Below are 18,167 nucleotides of genomic sequence, written 5' to 3'. Positions count from 1 at the left end.
TTTTTTTGCCCTCAAATTGTCAGGCGTACCGATTACCTGTGGGAGCGGGCATGCCCGCGAAAAGGCCCTTACAAGCACTGAATCTCGGTGACTGTACCGACACATTCGCGGGCTCGCCCGCTCCCACCTTGTCCATATCTGGCCCCAGCTCGGGGATGTCTTTCATTTTCAGGCTGAATACCGCGCGCAGGAGCCCTGTGGAAAACTCGCATTGAGCTCCGTTGATAAGCAGGCCTTTTTGCTGAGGACAAACCCGCTTGTGGGTAAACAGCCATTTAATCCACAGGCTAAATCGCGTTATCCATAGCCCTCATGGCACTCCAGCCACAGGGTTTAATTTTGCTCTATGCAGCATGGATAAAGGCCTGCATAACCTTATCCACAGATAGCCTTGTGCATAAGAATAAACATAAAAACAAAGCTTTTTTAAATTTTTCCTCTTTGATTTCTGTTGTCTGCCACTCATCCACAGACTGGTCAAATTTTGCTCAGACGGTTTCTTTAAAGGGGGGGAAGTCCCTATACTTGTCCGCTTACCTTCTCTATTCGCAAAACAGGCACGAGGTGCGTGGTGGATTTCCCTTCCCGTTTTGAAGTGATCGTCATCGGCGGCGGCCATGCCGGTACCGAGGCTGCGCTTGCGTCTGCACGCATGGGTGTGAAAACCCTGCTGCTGACCCATAACGTGGAAACCCTCGGTCACATGAGCTGCAACCCCGCCATCGGCGGTATTGGCAAAAGCCATCTGGTCAAAGAGATCGATGCCCTCGGCGGCGCCATGGCGCTGGCCACCGACAAGAGCGGCATCCAGTTCCGCGTTCTGAACAACCGCAAGGGCCCAGCCGTACGCGCTACCCGAGCACAGGCCGACCGCGCCATTTACAAGGCCGTGGTGCGTGAAATCCTGGAAAACCAGCCGAACCTGTGGATATTCCAGCAGTCCTGCGACGACCTGATCGTCGAGCAGGACCAGGTCAAAGGCGTGGTAACCCAGATGGGCCTGCGTTTCTTCGCCGAATCGGTGGTACTGACCACCGGTACCTTCCTCGGCGGGCTTATCCACATTGGTCTGCAAAACCATTCCGGTGGTCGCGCTGGTGATCCCCCTTCGATCGCCCTGGCCCACCGCATGCGTGAACTGCCGCTGCGCGTAGGTCGCCTGAAAACCGGTACCCCGCCACGCATCGACGGCCGTTCGGTGGACTTCTCGGTAATGACCGAGCAGCCAGGTGATACGCCGATCCCGGTCATGTCGTTCATGGGCAATGCCCAGATGCACCCGCGCCAGGTGAGCTGCTGGATTACCCACACCAATGCGCGCACCCACGAGATCATCGCCTCTAACCTCGACCGTTCGCCGATGTACTCGGGCGTGATCGAAGGTGTCGGCCCGCGCTACTGCCCGTCGATCGAAGACAAGATCCACCGCTTCGCCGACAAGGAAAGCCACCAGGTGTTCATCGAGCCGGAAGGCCTGACCACCCATGAGCTGTACCCCAACGGTATTTCCACTTCGCTGCCGTTCGACGTGCAGCTGGAACTGGTGCGTTCGATCCGCGGCATGGAAAATGCCCACATCGTGCGCCCGGGCTATGCCATCGAATACGACTACTTCGACCCGCGCGACCTCAAGTACAGCCTCGAGACCAAAGTCATCGGCGGCCTGTTCTTCGCCGGCCAGATCAATGGCACCACCGGTTACGAAGAAGCCGGCGCCCAGGGCCTGCTGGCCGGGACCAACGCCGCCCTGCGGGCGCAGGGCCGTGACAGCTGGTGCCCACGCCGCGACGAGGCGTACATCGGCGTACTGGTCGACGACCTGATTACCCTGGGTACCCAGGAGCCGTACCGCATGTTCACTTCGCGTGCCGAGTACCGCCTGATCCTGCGCGAAGACAACGCCGACCTGCGCCTGACCGAAAAGGGCCGCGAACTTGGCCTGATCGACGACCAGCGCTGGGCCGCTTTCTGCGCCAAGCGCGACGGCATCGAGCGCGAGGAACAGCGCTTGAAGTCGACCTGGGTACGCCCGAACACCGAGCAAGGCCAAGCCGTTGTGGATAAGTTCGGCACACCGCTCAGCCACGAGTACAGCTTGCTCAACCTGCTGGCGCGTCCGGAAATCGACTACGCCGGGCTGATCGAGGCAACCGGCGGCGAAGCGATCGATCCACAGGTCGCCGAGCAGGTCGAAATCCGCACCAAGTACGCCGGTTACATCGACCGCCAGCAGGATGAAATCGCCCGCCTGCGTGCCAGCGAAGATACCCGACTGCCTGTGGATATCGATTACTCGACGATTTCCGGCCTGTCCAAGGAAATCCAGGGCAAGTTGGGCCAGACCCGCCCGGAAACCCTGGGTCAGGCTTCGCGCATCCCGGGCGTGACCCCGGCGGCGATTTCCCTGTTGCTGATTCACTTGAAAAAACGCGGCGCTGGCCGCGAATTGGAGCAAAGCGCTTGAGTTCCCTGGTCACCCCGCAACACGCTGAAGAGTTGTCCACAGGTGCGCGCCAGCTCGGTGTCGAGCTGAGCGCCGAGCATCACGAAAAGCTGCTCGGCTACCTGGCCCTGTTGATCAAATGGAACAAAGCCTACAACCTCACCGCCGTGCGCGACCCTGACGAGATGGTGTCGCGCCACCTGCTCGACAGCCTCAGTGTCATGCCGTTTATCCACAGCGAGCGTGACAACTGGCTGGATGTCGGCAGTGGCGGTGGCATGCCCGGCATCCCGTTGGCTATCCTGCATCCGCACAAGCGCGTGACGGTGCTGGACGCCAATGGCAAAAAGACCCGCTTCCTGACCCAGGTGAAAATGGAGCTCAAGCTGGACAACCTCACGGTTATCCACAGTCGGGTCGAAGCCTTCCAGCCGGCACAACCGTTCAGCGGAATCATCTCTCGCGCCTTCAGCAGCATGGAGAACTTCACCAACTGGACCCGCCACCTGGGCGACACCGGGACGCAATGGCTTGCAATGAAGGGGCTGCATCCTGCCGATGAACTGGTAGCATTGCCCGCAGACTTCACAGTGGAAAGCGAGCAGGCCCTGACCGTTCCAGGTTGCCAGGGCCAGCGCCATCTGCTGATACTGCGCCGCAAGGCATGACTGGGAACACACGCAACAATGGCTAAGGTATTCGCAATCGCGAACCAGAAAGGTGGTGTGGGCAAGACAACCACCTGTATCAATCTCGCCGCCTCGCTGGCCGCGACCAAGCGTCGTGTGCTGCTGATCGACCTCGATCCGCAGGGCAACGCCACCATGGGCAGCGGTGTGGACAAGCACGAGCTCGAGCACTCGGTCTACGACCTGTTGATCGGGGAATGCGACCTGGCCCAGGCCATGCATTACTCCGAGCACGGTGGTTTCCAGTTGCTGCCGGCCAACCGTGACCTGACCGCCGCCGAAGTGGTGCTGCTGGAAATGCAGGTCAAGGAGAGCCGCCTGCGCAACGCCCTGGCACCGATTCGCGAGAACTACGACTACATCCTCATCGACTGCCCGCCGTCGCTGTCGATGCTCACGCTAAACGCCTTGGTCGCCTCCGATGGCGTGATCATCCCGATGCAGTGCGAGTACTACGCACTGGAAGGTCTCAGCGACCTTGTGGATAACATCAAGCGCATCGCCGCCCGGTTGAACCCGGAGCTGAAGATCGAAGGCCTGTTGCGGACCATGTACGATCCGCGTCTGAGCCTGAACAACGATGTCTCTGCGCAGCTGAAGGAGCACTTTGGCCCGCAACTGTACGACACGGTCATACCGCGCAACATTCGCCTGGCCGAGGCCCCGAGTTTCGGCATGCCGGCCCTGGCCTACGACAAGCAATCGCGCGGCGCGCTGGCTTATCTGGCCCTGGCTGGGGAACTGGTACGCCGTCAACGCCGTCAATCACGCACTGCACAAACAACTTAAGGAATCCGTATGGCCGTCAAGAAACGGGGTCTCGGACGTGGGTTGGATGCACTGCTCAGTGGTCCTTCCGTCAGCGCGCTCGAAGAGCAGGCTGTGAAGATCGACCAGAAAGAACTGCAACACCTGCCGGTCGAGCTGATCCAGCGTGGCAAGTACCAGCCACGCCGGGACATGGACCCGGAGGCGCTGGAAGAGCTCGCGCACTCGATTCGCAACCATGGCGTGATGCAGCCGATCGTGGTGCGCCCGATCGATGGCAACCGCTACGAGATCATCGCCGGTGAGCGCCGCTGGCGCGCCACCCAGCAGGCTGGCCTGGACAAGATCCCGGCCATGGTCCGCGAAGTGCCCGACGAAGCCGCCATCGCCATGGCGCTGATCGAGAACATCCAGCGCGAAGACCTCAACCCGCTGGAAGAAGCCCTGGCCCTGCAGCGCTTGCAGCAGGAGTTCGAGCTCACCCAGCAACAGGTGGCCGATGCCGTGGGCAAGTCGCGGGTAACCGTGGCCAACCTGCTGCGCCTGATCACCCTGCCCGATGCGATCAAGACCATGCTCGCCCATGGCGACCTGGAGATGGGCCACGCCCGTGCATTGCTCGGCCTGGAAGAACACCGTCAGGAGGAGGGGGCGCGTCATGTTGTCGCACGCGGCCTCACCGTGCGCCAAACCGAGGCACTGGTCCGTCAGTGGCTCAGCGACAAGCCTGATCCGGTCGAACCGAGCAAACCTGATCCGGATATCGCACGCCTTGAACAGCGGCTCGCAGAGCGTCTGGGCTCGGCCGTGCAGATCCGTCATGGCAACAAGGGCAAAGGCCAGTTGGTTATTCGCTACAACTCGCTTGACGAGTTGCAAGGCGTGCTTGCTCACATCCGTTGAAACAATTCCCGTTGTAGCGCGCAGTCGGAAATCACTACGAAGAGTTGAATAGGGGTTAATCCACCCCTATACTCTGCGCGCATTTTGTCGGCACAAATTATGCCAAGTCATAACTGACTTGTTGGTCGACTTCCGAGGAGCAGTTGTGATGGAAATCCGCACGCCAAACCGCCTGCCTTTCCATCGCTGGGCGGTTTTCCCGGTACTGCTGGCTCAATTCGTCGTACTGCTGCTGGCAACGTTGGTGTTGTGGCAGTGGAAAGGGGCGGTCAGTGGATATTCAGGCCTTTGCGGAGGTTTGATTGCCTGGCTACCCAATGTGTATTTCGCCTGGAAGGCTTTTCGCTTCAGCGGGGCCCGGGCGGCACAAGCCATCGTCAAGTCGTTCTACGCTGGCGAGGCAGGCAAGATGATTTTGACGGCAGTGCTTTTTGCACTGACCTTCGCAGGAGTGAAGCCACTGGCGCCGTTAGCAGTATTCGGCGTCTTCGTGTTGACCCTTTTGGTCAGCTGGTTCGCGCCCCTGCTGATGAATAAAAGACTTTCGAGACCTTAGGGCGTTTGAGGCAACCATGGCAGCAGAAACCGCTTCGGGCTATATCCAGCACCACTTGCAGAACCTGACCTACGGTCAACTACCAGACGGCAGCTGGGGCTTCGCCCATTCGGCTGCAGAAGCCAAGGCAATGGGCTTCTGGGCGTTCCACCTGGACACCCTGGGTTGGTCCGTCGCGCTGGGTCTGATCTTCCTGTTCATCTTCCGCATGGCGGCCAAGAAGGCGACTTCCGGCCAACCTGGCGGCCTGCAGAACTTCGTTGAAGTGCTGGTGGACTTCGTCAACGGCAGCGTGAAGGACTCCTTCCACGGCCGTAGCCCGGTAATCGCCCCGCTGGCGCTGACCATTTTCGTCTGGGTGTTCCTGATGAACGCCATCGACCTGGTACCGGTCGACTGGATTCCTCAGCTGGCCATCCTGATCTCCGGTGACCCGCACATTCCGTTCCGCGCCGTGTCGACCACCGACCCGAACGCGACCCTGGCCATGGCCTTCAGCGTGTTCGCCCTGATCATCTTCTACAGCATCAAGGTCAAGGGCCTGGGCGGCTTCATCGGTGAGCTGACCCTGCACCCGTTCGGCAGCAAGAACATCTTCGTGCAGATCCTGCTGATTCCGGTCAATTTCCTGCTGGAATTCGTCACCCTGATCGCCAAGCCGATCTCGCTGGCACTGCGTCTGTTCGGCAACATGTACGCCGGCGAGCTGGTGTTCATCCTGATCGCCGTGATGTTCGGCGCCGGCATCCTCTGGCTCAGCGGCCTGGGTGTGGTGCTGCAGTGGGCGTGGGCTGTGTTCCACATCCTGATCATCACCCTGCAAGCTTTCATCTTCATGATGCTGACCATCGTCTACCTGTCGATGGCCCACGAAGATAACCATTAAGACCGCCTGGCGTGTCTGATAGCCTTCTTCGCCTGTTCGGGGGGAGGGCTCAAAAAGTCCGCAAGGGCATGCTGTACCAAACGATTTGTTTTACCGCTTCAACTTAAAAACCTAACCAATACGACGTAAAAGTCGGGAGGAAAGATGGAAACTGTAGTTGGTCTGACCGCTATCGCTGTTGCTCTGCTGATCGGCCTGGGTGCTCTGGGTACCGCCATTGGTTTCGGCCTGCTGGGCGGCAAATTCCTGGAAGGCGCTGCTCGCCAGCCAGAAATGGTTCCAATGCTGCAGGTTAAAATGTTCATCGTTGCCGGTCTGCTCGACGCCGTAACCATGATCGGTGTTGGTATCGCTCTGTTCTTCACCTTCGCGAATCCGTTCGTTGGTCAAATCGCCGGCTAATCACTCGTTAACCACGAGTTGATAGCTGTGATGAACCAAAGACCGAGCGAGGTGTTGGCGTGAACATTAATGCAACCCTGATTGGCCAATCCGTTGCTTTTCTGATTTTTGTACTCTTCTGCATGAAGTATGTATGGCCTCCGGTCATCACTGCCCTGCAAGAGCGCCAAAAGAAGATTGCCGACGGCTTGGACGCTGCCAACCGCGCAGCTCGCGACCTGGAGCTGGCCCAAGAGAAAGCGGGTCAGCAACTGCGTGAAGCTAAAGCACAGGCAGCCGAAATCATTGAGCAAAGCAAGAAACGCGCTGCTCAGCTTGTCGAGGAAGCCCGTGATCAGGCCCGCGTCGAAGCTGACCGTGTGAAGGCTCAGGCTCTGGCCGAGATCGAACAGGAACTGAACAGCGCTAAAGACGCCCTGCGTGCCCAAGTGGGTGCCCTGGCTGTTGGCGGTGCTGAAAAGATCCTTGGCGCCACAATCGATCAAAACGCGCATGCGGAGCTGGTTAACAAACTGGCCGCTGAAATTTAAGCGAGGGCGATCATGGCAGAACTGACCACGTTGGCCCGACCTTACGCTAAGGCTGCCTTTGAGCATGCCCAGGCCCATCAGCAACTGGCCAATTGGTCAGCCATGCTCGGCCTGGCTGCTGCGGTGTCGCAAGACGACACCATGCAGCGCCTGCTCAAGGCCCCGCGACTGACGAGCGCAGAAAAGGCCGCCACGTTCATTGACGTGTGCGGTGACAAGTTCAATGCACAGGCACAGAATTTCATTCATGTTGCCGCGGAAAACGACCGTCTCCTGCTTCTGCCGGAGATTGCCGCCCTGTTCGACCTGTACAAGGCCGAGCAAGAGAAATCCGTGGACGTGGAAGTCACCAGTGCCTTCGCGTTGAACCAAGAACAGCAAGACAAACTCGCCAAGGTTCTCAGTGCACGGTTAGGCCAGGAAGTGCGCCTGCACGCGTCGGAGGATGCCAGCCTGATTGGCGGCGTCGTCATCCGCGCCGGTGACCTGGTAATCGATGGCTCGGTTCGCGGCAAGATCGCGAAACTGGCCGAAGCATTGAAATCTTGAGTTTGAAGGGGCAGCAGAGCAATGCAGCAACTCAATCCTTCCGAAATTAGTGAAATCATCAAGGGCCGCATCGATAACCTCGATGTGAGCTCCCAAGCCCGTAACGAAGGTACCGTTGTTTCGGTATCCGACGGTATCGTGCGGATCCACGGTCTGGCCGACGTCATGTACGGCGAAATGATCGAGTTCCCTGGCAGCGTATTCGGCATGGCCCTGAACCTGGAGCAAGACTCCGTAGGTGCAGTGATCCTGGGTGCCTATGACACCCTCGCCGAAGGCATGAGCGCCAAGTGCACCGGTCGCATCCTGGAAGTTCCGGTCGGCAAAGGCCTGCTGGGCCGCGTCGTCGACGCTCTGGGTAACCCGATCGATGGCAAAGGTCCTCTGACCACCACCGAAACCGACGCGGTCGAAAAGGTCGCTCCAGGCGTTATCTGGCGTAAGTCGGTAGACCAGCCTGTACAGACTGGCTACAAGTCCGTCGACGCCATGATCCCTGTCGGCCGTGGCCAGCGCGAGCTGATCATCGGTGACCGTCAGATCGGCAAGACCGCCATGGCCATCGACGCCATCATCAACCAGAAAGACTCCGGTATTTTCTGTGTTTATGTTGCTGTCGGCCAGAAGCGTTCCACCGTTGCCAACATCGTTCGCAAGCTGGAAGAAGCCGGCGCCCTGGCCAACACCATCGTGGTCGTTGCCAGTGCTTCGGAATCCGCCGCACTGCAGTTCCTGGCGCCATACGCCGGCTGCACCATGGGCGAGTTCTTCCGTGACCGCGGTGAAGACGCCCTGATCGTTTACGATGACCTGTCCAAGCAGGCCGTTGCCTACCGTCAGATCTCCCTGCTGCTGCGCCGTCCACCAGGACGTGAAGCGTACCCAGGTGACGTGTTCTATCTCCACTCCCGTCTGCTGGAGCGTGCATCGCGCGTTTCGGAAGAGTACGTCGAGAAGTTCACCAACGGCGCAGTCACTGGCAAGACCGGTTCCCTGACCGCCCTGCCGATCATCGAAACCCAGGCTGGCGACGTTTCCGCGTTCGTTCCGACCAACGTGATTTCCATCACCGACGGTCAGATCTTCCTGGAATCGGCCATGTTCAACTCGGGCATCCGCCCTGCAGTGAACGCCGGTGTTTCGGTATCCCGCGTAGGTGGTGCCGCTCAGACCAAGATCATCAAGAAGCTGTCCGGTGGTATCCGTACCGCTCTGGCTCAGTACCGTGAACTGGCTGCATTCGCCCAGTTCGCTTCCGATCTGGACGAAGCGACCCGCAAGCAGCTGGAGCATGGTCAGCGCGTAACCGAGCTGATGAAGCAGAAGCAGTACGCGCCGATGTCCATCGCGGACATGGCCCTGTCGCTGTACGCCGCTGAGCGTGGTTTCCTGACTGACGTAGAAGTCTCCAAGGTCGGCAGCTTCGAGCAAGCTCTGATCGCCTACTTCAACCGTGATCACGCCGAACTGATGGCGAAGATCAACGTGAAGGGTGACTTCAACGACGAAATCGACGCTGGCATGAAAGCCGGTATCGAGAAGTTCAAGGCCACCCAGACCTGGTAAGCCGCAGCGGGGGCTCAGGCCCCCGCTTGCTAACCTGATAGGTGATACATGGCAGGCGCAAAAGAGATTCGCAGTAAGATTGCGAGCATCAAAAGCACGCAAAAAATTACCAGCGCCATGGAGAAAGTGGCGGTCAGCAAGATGCGCAAGGCACAAATGCGCATGGCTGCTAGCCGTCCTTACGCGGAGCGTATCCGCCAGGTGATCGGTCATCTGGCCAACGCCAACCCGGAATACCGCCACCCGTTCATGATCGAGCGCCCTGTAAAGCGCGCCGGTTATATCGTGGTGAGCAGTGACCGTGGTCTGTGCGGTGGCTTGAACACCAACCTGTTCAAGGCCCTGGTCAAGGACATGAACGAAAACCGCGAACAGGGCGTGGAAATCGACCTGTGCGTGATCGGCAGCAAGGGTGCGACTTTCTTCCGCATCTTTGGCGGTAACGTCGTAGCCGCGATCAGCCACTTGGGCGAAGAGCCATCGATCAACGATCTGATCGGCTCCGTCAAAGTGATGCTGGACGCCTACCTGGACGGCCGTATCGATCGCCTCTCGGTGGTTTCGAACAAGTTCATCAACACCATGACCCAGAAGCCAACGGTCGAGCAATTGGTACCGTTGGTGGCAACCCCGGATCAGGATCTCAAGCATCACTGGGACTACCTGTACGAACCCGACGCAAAAGAGCTGCTGGACGGCTTGATGGTGCGTTACGTGGAGTCGCAGGTGTACCAGGCGGTGGTCGAGAACAACGCTGCTGAACAAGCGGCCCGGATGATCGCCATGAAGAACGCCACAGACAACGCCGGTGATTTGATCAAAGAGCTTCAGTTGATCTACAACAAGGCGCGTCAGGCTGCGATCACCCAGGAGATCTCGGAAATCGTCGGCGGCGCTGCCGCGGTTTAACGGTTCAAATATTCAGAGGATCCAGCTATGAGTAGCGGACGTATCGTTCAAATCATCGGCGCCGTCATCGACGTGGAATTCCCACGTGACGTCGTGCCGAGTGTTTACAACGCGCTGAAAGTACAAGGCGCGGAAACCACCCTGGAAGTTCAGCAGCAGCTGGGCGACGGCGTGGTTCGTACCATTGCGATGGGCTCGACCGAAGGCCTGAAGCGCGGTCTGGAAGTCGTTGACTCCGGCGCTGCCATTTCCGTTCCTGTTGGTAAGGCCACCCTGGGCCGTATCATGGACGTACTGGGCAACCCTATCGACGAGGCCGGCCCGATCGGCGAAGAAGAGCGTCGCGGTATCCACCAGCCAGCGCCTTCGTTCGCTGACCAGGCAGGCGGTAACGACCTGCTGGAAACCGGCATCAAGGTTATCGACCTGGTTTGCCCGTTCGCCAAGGGTGGTAAGGTTGGTCTGTTCGGTGGTGCCGGTGTCGGCAAGACCGTAAACATGATGGAACTGATCCGTAACATCGCCATGGAACACAGCGGTTACTCCGTGTTCGCTGGTGTGGGTGAGCGTACTCGTGAGGGTAACGACTTCTACCACGAGATGAAGGACTCCAACGTTCTCGACAAAGTAGCGCTGGTCTACGGTCAGATGAACGAGCCACCAGGAAACCGTCTGCGCGTAGCGCTGACCGGCCTGACCATGGCTGAGAAGTTCCGTGACGAAGGTAACGACGTTCTGCTGTTCGTCGACAACATCTATCGTTACACCCTGGCCGGTACCGAAGTATCCGCACTGCTGGGCCGTATGCCTTCGGCAGTAGGTTACCAGCCGACCCTGGCTGAAGAGATGGGCGTTCTGCAAGAGCGTATCACCTCCACCAAGGAAGGTTCGATCACCTCCGTACAGGCCGTATACGTACCTGCGGACGACCTGACCGACCCGTCGCCAGCGACCACCTTCGCCCACCTGGACGCCACCGTCGTTCTGTCCCGTGACATCGCCTCCCTGGGTATCTACCCGGCGGTCGACCCACTGGACTCGACTTCGCGCCAGCTGGACCCGAACGTGATCGGCAACGAGCACTACGAGACCGCTCGTGGCGTTCAGTATGTTCTGCAGCGCTACAAAGAGCTGAAGGACATCATCGCGATCCTGGGTATGGACGAACTGTCCGAAGCCGACAAGCAACTGGTAGCCCGCGCTCGTAAGATCCAGCGCTTCCTGTCGCAGCCGTTCTTCGTGGCCGAAGTCTTCACCGGTTCGCCAGGCAAGTACGTTTCCCTGAAAGACACCATCGCTGGCTTCAGCGGCATCCTCAAAGGTGACTACGACCACCTGCCAGAACAAGCGTTCTACATGGTCGGCAGCATCGACGAAGCGATCGAGAAAGCCAAGAAACTGTAATCCCGGCGCCCCGAAAGGGGCGCTAATCAGGTTGAGGCAAGCAGATGGCTATGACAGTCCATTGCGATATCGTCAGCGCGGAAGGAGAGATCTTCTCCGGCCTGGTCGAGATGGTAGTTGCGCACGGTAACCTGGGTGATCTTGGTATCGCTCCGGGCCACGCGCCGCTGATCACCAATCTCAAGCCTGGTCCGATCACGCTGACCAAGCAGGGTGGCGAGCGCGAGGTGTTCTACATCTCCGGTGGCTTCCTGGAAGTGCAGCCGAACATGGTCAAGGTACTCGCCGACACCGTGCAGCGTGCAGCCGACCTGGACGAAGCCTCCGCTCAGGATGCCGTCAAGGCAGCTGAGAAGGCCCTGCATGAGAAAGGCGCGGATTTCGACTACAGTGCCGCATCCGCACGTCTGGCCGAGGCCGCAGCCCAGCTGCGTACCGTCCAGCAGATCCGCAAGAAGTTCGGCGGTTAATTCCGCAGGCTTCATGTAGATTGAGAACAAGGGTAGCCATCGGCTACCCTTTTTCTTTTTTTGTAACCTATGAAACCGGTCATTTCACTGACCGCCCAGGATTGGTAGCCAGTAATGTCACTCGATATCGTTATTCTCGCCGCCGGCCAAGGCACCCGCATGCGCTCGGCGCTGCCCAAGGTGCTGCACCCGGTAGCCGGCAATTCCATGCTCGGCCATGTTATCCACAGCGCGCGCCAGTTGCAGCCGCAAGGTATTCACGTGGTTATTGGCCATGGTGCCGAGCTGGTTCGCGAGCGCCTTGCTGCTGACGACCTGAACTTCGTCATGCAGGATAAGCAGCTGGGTACCGGCCATGCGGTTGCCCAGGCATTGCCGGCGCTGACCGCCGACACCGTGCTGGTGCTGTACGGTGACGTGCCGTTGATCGAAGTAGAGACCCTGCAGCGTCTGCTGGCCAAGGCCAACGAGCAGCAGCTGGGCCTGCTCACGGTGACCCTCGACGACCCGACCGGCTATGGCCGCATCGTGCGCGACGAGCAGGGCAAGGTGACTGCCATCGTTGAGCACAAGGACGCCAACGATGCGCAGAAAGCGATCAAGGAAGGCAACACCGGTATTCTGGCCCTGCCAGCCGCGCGCCTGGCCGACTGGATGGGCCGCCTGTCGAACAACAACGCCCAGGGCGAGTATTACCTGACCGACGTCATTGCCATGGCAGTGGCCGATGGCCTGGTGGTGGCTACCGAACAGCCCCACGACCCGATGGAAGTGCAAGGCGCCAACGACCGTCGCCAGCTGTCCGAGCTGGAGCGCCACTACCAGTTGCGCGAAGGCCGTCGCCTGATGGCCCAGGGCGTGACCCTGCGCGACCCGGCGCGCTTCGATGTACGCGGTGAAGTGACCGTTGGCCGTGACGTGCTGATCGACATCAACGTGATTCTCGAAGGCAAGGTGGTCATCGAGGACGATGTGCAGATCGGCCCTAACTGCGTGATCAAGAACACCACCCTGCGCAAAGGCGCAGTGGTCAAGGCCAACAGCCACCTGGAAGGCGCCGTGATGGGCGAGGGCAGCGATGCCGGCCCGTTCGCCCGCCTGCGCCCGGGCAGCGTGCTGGACGCCAAGGCCCATGTGGGTAACTTCGTCGAACTGAAAAACGCCCACCTGGGTGAGGGTGCCAAGGCCGGCCACCTGACTTACCTGGGCGATGCCGAAATCGGTGCGCGCACCAACATCGGCGCCGGCACCATCACCTGCAACTACGATGGCGCCAACAAGTTCAAGACCGTGATGGGCGAGGACGTGTTCATCGGCTCGAACAACTCGTTGGTAGCGCCTGTGGAAATCATGGCTGGTGCGACTACTGCTGCCGGCTCGACCATCACCCAGACCGTGGAGGCAGGCGACCTGGCGGTGGCTCGCGCGCGCCAACGCAACATCTCGGGTTGGAAGCGGCCGGAAAAGATCAAGAAGAGCTGAGTTATACACAGCTGTTTCGATCGAAAGCCGACTTATGTGAATAAGTCGGCTTTTTTGTTGGTAGGTCGCACTCAATTACAGTCCGGCGCAATCCCTGTGGGAGCGGGTTCACCCGCGAACACCGGCGAAGCCGGTGCCAAACACCGTGTCTCGTTCTTCGCGGGTAAACCCGCTCCACAGGGCGCCAATTTGCCGTGAAGATTTATCCACAGCTTGACGAATCGTTCATCTTAGGTTTTGATTGCCATCATTATCTTTCGAAACGAAACTTAAGCGCTCATGTCGAAACGAAACACCCCGCAGCGGCGGCACAACATCCTGGCTTTGCTCAGCGAGCAGGGCGAGGTGAGTGTGGACGCTTTGGCCAAGCGTTTCGCAACCTCGGAAGTCACCATCCGCAAGGATCTCGCTGCCCTCGAAACCAATGGCCTGTTGTTACGGCGCTACGGTGGCGCGGTCCCGGTGCCACAAGAGCTGCTGGGTGAGCCCGCCCAGCCTGTGTCTTCTTATAAAAAGGCCATTGCCCGCGCCGCCGTCGCGCGTATCCGCGAACATGCGCGCATCATCATCGACAGCGGCAGCACCACGGCAGCCATGATCCCCGAACTGGGGCGCCAGCCTGGCCTGGTGGTGATGACCAATTCGATGAACGTGGCCCGCGCCATCTGCGATCTCGAACACGAGCCGGTGCTGCTTATGACCGGTGGCACCTGGGACCCGCATTCCGAGTCGTTCCAGGGCCAGGTGGCCGAGCAGGTGTTGCGCTCCTACGATTTCGACCAGTTGTTCATCGGCGCTGACGGTATCGACCTCGGCCGCGGCACCACCACCTTCAACGAACTTCTCGGGCTGAGCCGGGTCATGGCCGAAGTCGCCCGTGAGGTGATCGTGATGGTCGAATCGGACAAGGTCGGGCGCAAGATCCCCAACCTCGAGCTGCCCTGGGGCAGCGTGCACACCCTTATTACTGACGAACGCCTGCCCGCAGCGGCACGCGAACAAATTCAAGCCCGCGGCATCAACCTGATCTGCGCCGCGATCAGCCAGGAGCAATAAACCATGTGTGGAATCGTTGGTGCCGTCGCCGAGCGCAACATCACAGCCATCTTGATCGAAGGCCTCAAGCGTCTTGAGTACCGTGGGTACGACAGCGCTGGCCTGGCCGTCCTCACCCAGAACGGTGAACTGCAACGCCGCCGTCGTATCGGCAAGGTCAGCGAGCTGCAAGCCGCTGTTGCCGCCGAGCCACTGGCCGGCCAGCTGGGCATCGCCCACACCCGCTGGGCCACCCACGGTGCGCCGACCGAAGGTAACGCCCACCCGCACTTCTCGGGCAGTGATGTGGCCGTGGTGCACAACGGCATCATCGAGAACCACGAAGAACTGCGCGAAGAGCTGAAGGACCTCGGCTATGTCTTCACTTCGCAGACCGATACCGAAGTCATCGTCCACCTGATCCACCACACCCTGAAGAGCATCCCGGACCTGACCGATGCCCTGAAGGCTGCGGTGAAGCGCCTGCATGGCGCTTATGGCTTGGCGCTGATCAGCGCCAAGCAGCCTGACCGCCTGGTAGCTGCACGCAGCGGCAGCCCGCTGGTCATCGGCCTGGGCCTGGGCGAGAACTTCCTGGCGTCCGACCAGCTGGCCCTGCGCCAGGTCACCGACCGCTTCATGTACCTGGAAGAAGGCGACATCGCCGAGATCCGCCGTGACCAGGTCTCCATCTGGGACCAGGACGGGCACAAGGTCCAGCGTGAAACCGTGCAGTACCACGAAGGTGCTGAAGCCGCCGACAAGGGCGCCTACCGCCACTTCATGCTCAAGGAAATCCACGAGCAGCCAAGCGTGGTGCAGCGCACCCTGGAAGGCCGTCTGGGCAAGGACAACGTGATGGTCCAGGCTTTCGGCCCGAAGGCTGCCGAACTGTTCGCCAAGGTGCGCAACGTGCAGATCGTTGCCTGCGGTACCAGCTACCACGCCGGCATGGTCGCCCGTTACTGGCTGGAAAGCCTGGCCGGCATCCCGTGCCAGGTGGAAGTGGCCAGTGAGTTCCGTTACCGCAAAGTAGTGGTGCAGCCGGACACCCTGTTCGTCTCCATCTCGCAGTCTGGCGAAACCGCCGATACCCTGGCCGCGCTGCGCAACGCCAAGGAACTGGGCTTCCTCGGCAGCCTGGCGATTTGCAACGTCGGTATCAGCTCGCTGGTACGTGAGTCGGACCTGACCCTGCTGACCCTGGCCGGCCCGGAAATCGGCGTGGCCTCGACCAAGGCCTTCACCACCCAGCTGGTATCGCTGATGCTGCTGACCCTGGCCCTGGGCCAGGTGCGCGGTACCCTGGAAGCTGGCGTCGAAGCAGAGCTGGTTGAAGAACTGCGCCGCCTGCCGGCCCGCCTGGGCGAAGCCCTGGCCATGGACGCCACCGTCGAGAAAATCGCCGAGCTGTTCGCCGACAAGCACCACACCCTGTTCCTCGGCCGCGGTGCGCAGTACCCGGTGGCGATGGAAGGTGCACTCAAGCTCAAGGAAATCTCCTACATCCACGCCGAAGCCTACCCGGCAGGCGAGCTGAAGCACGGCCCGCTGGCGCTGGTGGACAACGACATGCCGGTGGTTACCGTTGCGCCGAACAACGAGCTGCTGGAGAAGTTGAAGTCCAACCTGCAGGAAGTGCGCGCCCGTGGTGGCGAGCTGGTGGTGTTCGCCGACGAGCAGGCCGGCATGACCAATGGCGAAGGTACCCACGTGATCAAGGTGCCGCACATCGCCGACGCCCTGGCGCCGATCCTGTACACCATTCCGCTGCAGCTGCTGTCGTATTACGTGGCCGTGCTCAAGGGCACCGACGTGGACCAGCCGCGTAACCTGGCCAAGTCGGTTACGGTCGAGTAAGCCAGAAGCCGGGGCGCTTTGCGCTCCGTCGCGACACAAGGCCGCTCTTACAGGAAATCGCGTTCTCCTGTAGGAGCGGCCTTGTGTCGCGGTAGGCTGCAAAGCAGCCCACGGCTATCTCGCATCAGATCTGCATCGCCATCCCGTCCACATTCATCGCTGCCTGGCGCAAGGCCTCGGAGCGGGTCGGGTGGGGGTGGCAGGTGAGGGCGATGTCTTCCGCCGAGGCCGAGAACTCCATGGCCACGCAGAACTCACCAATCATCTCGCTGACACTTGGGCCCACCAGGTGCACACCCAGCACTTCATCGGTCTCGGCATCGGCGATGACCTTGGCGAAGCCTTCGGTCTCGTGGTTGATCTTGGCGCGGCTGTTGGCCGTGAACGGGAACTTGCCGACTTTATAGGCACGCCCTTCGGCCTTGAGCTGTTCTTCGGTCTTGCCCACGGTGGCCAGCTCCGGGCGGGTGTAGATCACACCAGGGATAAGGTTGTAGTTGACCTCATGGGGCTTGCCGGCGATGCGTTCGATGCAGGCCACCGCTTCGTCTTCGGCTTTGTGCGCCAGCATCGGGCCGGAGGTGACGTCGCCAATCACCCAGATACCCGGCACGGCAGTGCGGTGGTGGTCGTTGCCGAGCATGCCGCGCTTGTCGGTCTCCAGGCCCACGCTTTCCAGGTTCAGCCCTTTGGTATAGGGGCGGCGACCGATGGCGACCAGTACGTAGTCAGCCTGCAGCGTTTCTGCGGTGCCGCCGGCGGCTGGCTCCAGGGTCAGGCTCACGCCATCGGCGCTGGCGCTGGCCTGGGTCACCTTGCTGCCCAGCTTGAATACCATGCCTTGCTTGGCCAAGGCCTTCTGCAGGGTCTTGGCGGTTTCTTCATCGGTGCCCGGGCAGATGCGGTCGAGGTATTCGATGACCGTGACCTGGCTGCCCAGGCGACGCCATACCGAACCCAGCTCGAGGCCGATCACGCCGGCGCCGATGACGACCAGGTGCTTGGGTACCTGTGGCAGCGACAGCGCGCCGGTCGAGTCGATGATGCGCTGGTTGTCGATGGTCACACCCGGCAGGGGTGTAGGCTCGGAGCCGGTGGCAATGACGATGTCCTTGGCCTGCAGTACGGTTTCGCTGCCGTCCTCAGCCTTGACCACGACCTTGCCGACGCCATCCAGGCGGCCCCAGCCCTTGATCCAGTCGACCTTGTTCTTGCGGAACAGGTACTCGATGCCCTTGGTCAGGCCGGTCACGCTCTCGTCCTTCTGCTTCATCATCTGGGCGAGGTTGAGGGTAGGTTTGACTTCGATACCGAGGTGGGCGAACTCGTCACCGCTGGCGGCTTCGTACAGCTCGGAAGCATGCAGCAACGCCTTGGAGGGCATGCAGCCCACGTTCAGGCAGGTGCCACCCAAGGTCGAGCGGCCTTCCAGGCAGGCTACGCTCAGGCCCAGCTGGCCGGCACGGATGGCTGCGTTGTAGCCGCCAGGGCCACCGCCGATGATCACCACGTCATAGGATTTCATGGGTTCAACTCCAGGATGAAGAAGCGCAAGAGGGGCACAAGGTTAAGCTGAGATGCAAAAATTGTATACAATCTGCTGTATGGATAAGATCAGTTGGTTCTAGACCATGGTCTGGTTTAGAGGAAACATCCCACGAATGAACTACTCTGATCCGGCGACGTTCGAAATATCAGGCGTCGTGGCCAAATAC

The 18,167-nt window shown here is 60.2% G+C and carries 17 protein-coding genes; 16 read left to right on the top strand and 1 reads right to left on the bottom strand.

Annotated elements, in window-relative coordinates:
* The first annotated feature begins 571 nt into the window (after positions 1-571).
* The 16 genes from mnmG (at position 572) to glmS (ending at position 16,452) form a co-directional block, all read left to right on the top strand.
* The gene (mnmG, locus tag A4C63_RS08530; protein ID WP_063912414.1) at positions 572-2,464 is read left to right on the top strand and encodes a tRNA uridine-5-carboxymethylaminomethyl(34) synthesis enzyme MnmG; all 1,893 of its coding nucleotides are present in this window, start codon (positions 572-574) and stop codon (positions 2,462-2,464) included.
* Positions 2,461-3,111, top strand: a complete 651-nt coding sequence (gene rsmG, locus A4C63_RS08525; RefSeq protein WP_003260025.1) for a 16S rRNA (guanine(527)-N(7))-methyltransferase RsmG — start codon at positions 2,461-2,463, stop codon at positions 3,109-3,111. The genes mnmG and rsmG overlap by 4 nt, the downstream gene beginning before the upstream one ends.
* Before the next feature lie 18 nt (positions 3,112-3,129).
* A complete protein-coding gene (locus tag A4C63_RS08520; protein WP_012274913.1) occupies positions 3,130-3,921 on the top strand; it encodes a ParA family protein in 792 nt (263 codons plus the stop codon).
* 9 nt (positions 3,922-3,930) lie between these two features.
* Complete coding sequence (locus tag A4C63_RS08515) at positions 3,931-4,803, top strand: ParB/RepB/Spo0J family partition protein (protein ID WP_003260029.1); 873 nt, start codon at positions 3,931-3,933, stop codon at positions 4,801-4,803.
* 148 nt (positions 4,804-4,951) lie between these two features.
* Positions 4,952-5,359, top strand: a complete 408-nt coding sequence (locus tag A4C63_RS08510; protein WP_008092225.1) for a F0F1 ATP synthase subunit I — start codon at positions 4,952-4,954, stop codon at positions 5,357-5,359.
* A gap of 16 nt (positions 5,360-5,375) precedes the next feature.
* Complete coding sequence (gene atpB, locus A4C63_RS08505; RefSeq protein ID WP_054901223.1) at positions 5,376-6,245, top strand: F0F1 ATP synthase subunit A; 870 nt, start codon at positions 5,376-5,378, stop codon at positions 6,243-6,245.
* Positions 6,246-6,389: 144 nt separating this feature from the next.
* A complete protein-coding gene (gene atpE / locus A4C63_RS08500; RefSeq protein ID WP_003097235.1) occupies positions 6,390-6,647 on the top strand; it encodes a F0F1 ATP synthase subunit C in 258 nt (85 codons plus the stop codon).
* A 59-nt stretch (positions 6,648-6,706) separates the two neighbouring features.
* On the top strand, positions 6,707-7,177 hold the full coding sequence (locus A4C63_RS08495; protein WP_003260032.1) for a F0F1 ATP synthase subunit B: 471 nt from the start codon (positions 6,707-6,709) through the stop codon (positions 7,175-7,177).
* Between the two features lie 12 nt (positions 7,178-7,189).
* Positions 7,190-7,726 (top strand): F0F1 ATP synthase subunit delta, encoded by a 537-nt coding sequence (locus A4C63_RS08490; protein WP_003253191.1) that lies wholly within the window; start codon positions 7,190-7,192, stop codon positions 7,724-7,726.
* A 21-nt stretch (positions 7,727-7,747) separates the two neighbouring features.
* A complete protein-coding gene (gene atpA / locus A4C63_RS08485; RefSeq protein ID WP_063912289.1) occupies positions 7,748-9,292 on the top strand; it encodes a F0F1 ATP synthase subunit alpha in 1,545 nt (514 codons plus the stop codon).
* A 48-nt stretch (positions 9,293-9,340) separates the two neighbouring features.
* The gene (gene atpG / locus A4C63_RS08480; RefSeq protein WP_013974905.1) at positions 9,341-10,201 is read left to right on the top strand and encodes a F0F1 ATP synthase subunit gamma; all 861 of its coding nucleotides are present in this window, start codon (positions 9,341-9,343) and stop codon (positions 10,199-10,201) included.
* Positions 10,202-10,228: 27 nt separating this feature from the next.
* Positions 10,229-11,605: a F0F1 ATP synthase subunit beta gene (atpD, locus tag A4C63_RS08475; RefSeq protein WP_013974904.1), complete on the top strand. Its 1,377-nt coding sequence runs from the start codon at positions 10,229-10,231 to the stop codon at positions 11,603-11,605.
* Between the two features lie 44 nt (positions 11,606-11,649).
* Positions 11,650-12,075: a F0F1 ATP synthase subunit epsilon gene (locus tag A4C63_RS08470; RefSeq protein ID WP_023383131.1), complete on the top strand. Its 426-nt coding sequence runs from the start codon at positions 11,650-11,652 to the stop codon at positions 12,073-12,075.
* 114 nt (positions 12,076-12,189) lie between these two features.
* Positions 12,190-13,557: a bifunctional UDP-N-acetylglucosamine diphosphorylase/glucosamine-1-phosphate N-acetyltransferase GlmU gene (gene glmU / locus A4C63_RS08465; protein ID WP_063912288.1), complete on the top strand. Its 1,368-nt coding sequence runs from the start codon at positions 12,190-12,192 to the stop codon at positions 13,555-13,557.
* A gap of 279 nt (positions 13,558-13,836) precedes the next feature.
* Entirely contained in the window at positions 13,837-14,613 is a 777-nt protein-coding gene (locus A4C63_RS08460) for a DeoR/GlpR family DNA-binding transcription regulator (RefSeq protein ID WP_063912287.1), read from the top strand.
* A gap of 3 nt (positions 14,614-14,616) precedes the next feature.
* A complete protein-coding gene (gene glmS, locus A4C63_RS08455; protein ID WP_063912286.1) occupies positions 14,617-16,452 on the top strand; it encodes a glutamine--fructose-6-phosphate transaminase (isomerizing) in 1,836 nt (611 codons plus the stop codon).
* 124 nt (positions 16,453-16,576) lie between these two features.
* On the opposite strand, the gene lpdA is transcribed toward glmS, so the two are convergent.
* Entirely contained in the window at positions 16,577-17,977 is a 1,401-nt protein-coding gene (lpdA, locus tag A4C63_RS08450) for a dihydrolipoyl dehydrogenase (protein ID WP_063912285.1), read from the bottom strand.
* Positions 17,978-18,167 lie beyond the last annotated feature (190 nt).

The organism is Pseudomonas sp. p21, from assembly GCF_001642705.1.
Classification (GTDB): Bacteria; Pseudomonadota; Gammaproteobacteria; order Pseudomonadales; family Pseudomonadaceae; genus Aquipseudomonas.
The sequence above is the reverse complement of the archived record's forward strand: the minus strand, read 5'-3'. Positions and strand labels throughout refer to the sequence as shown.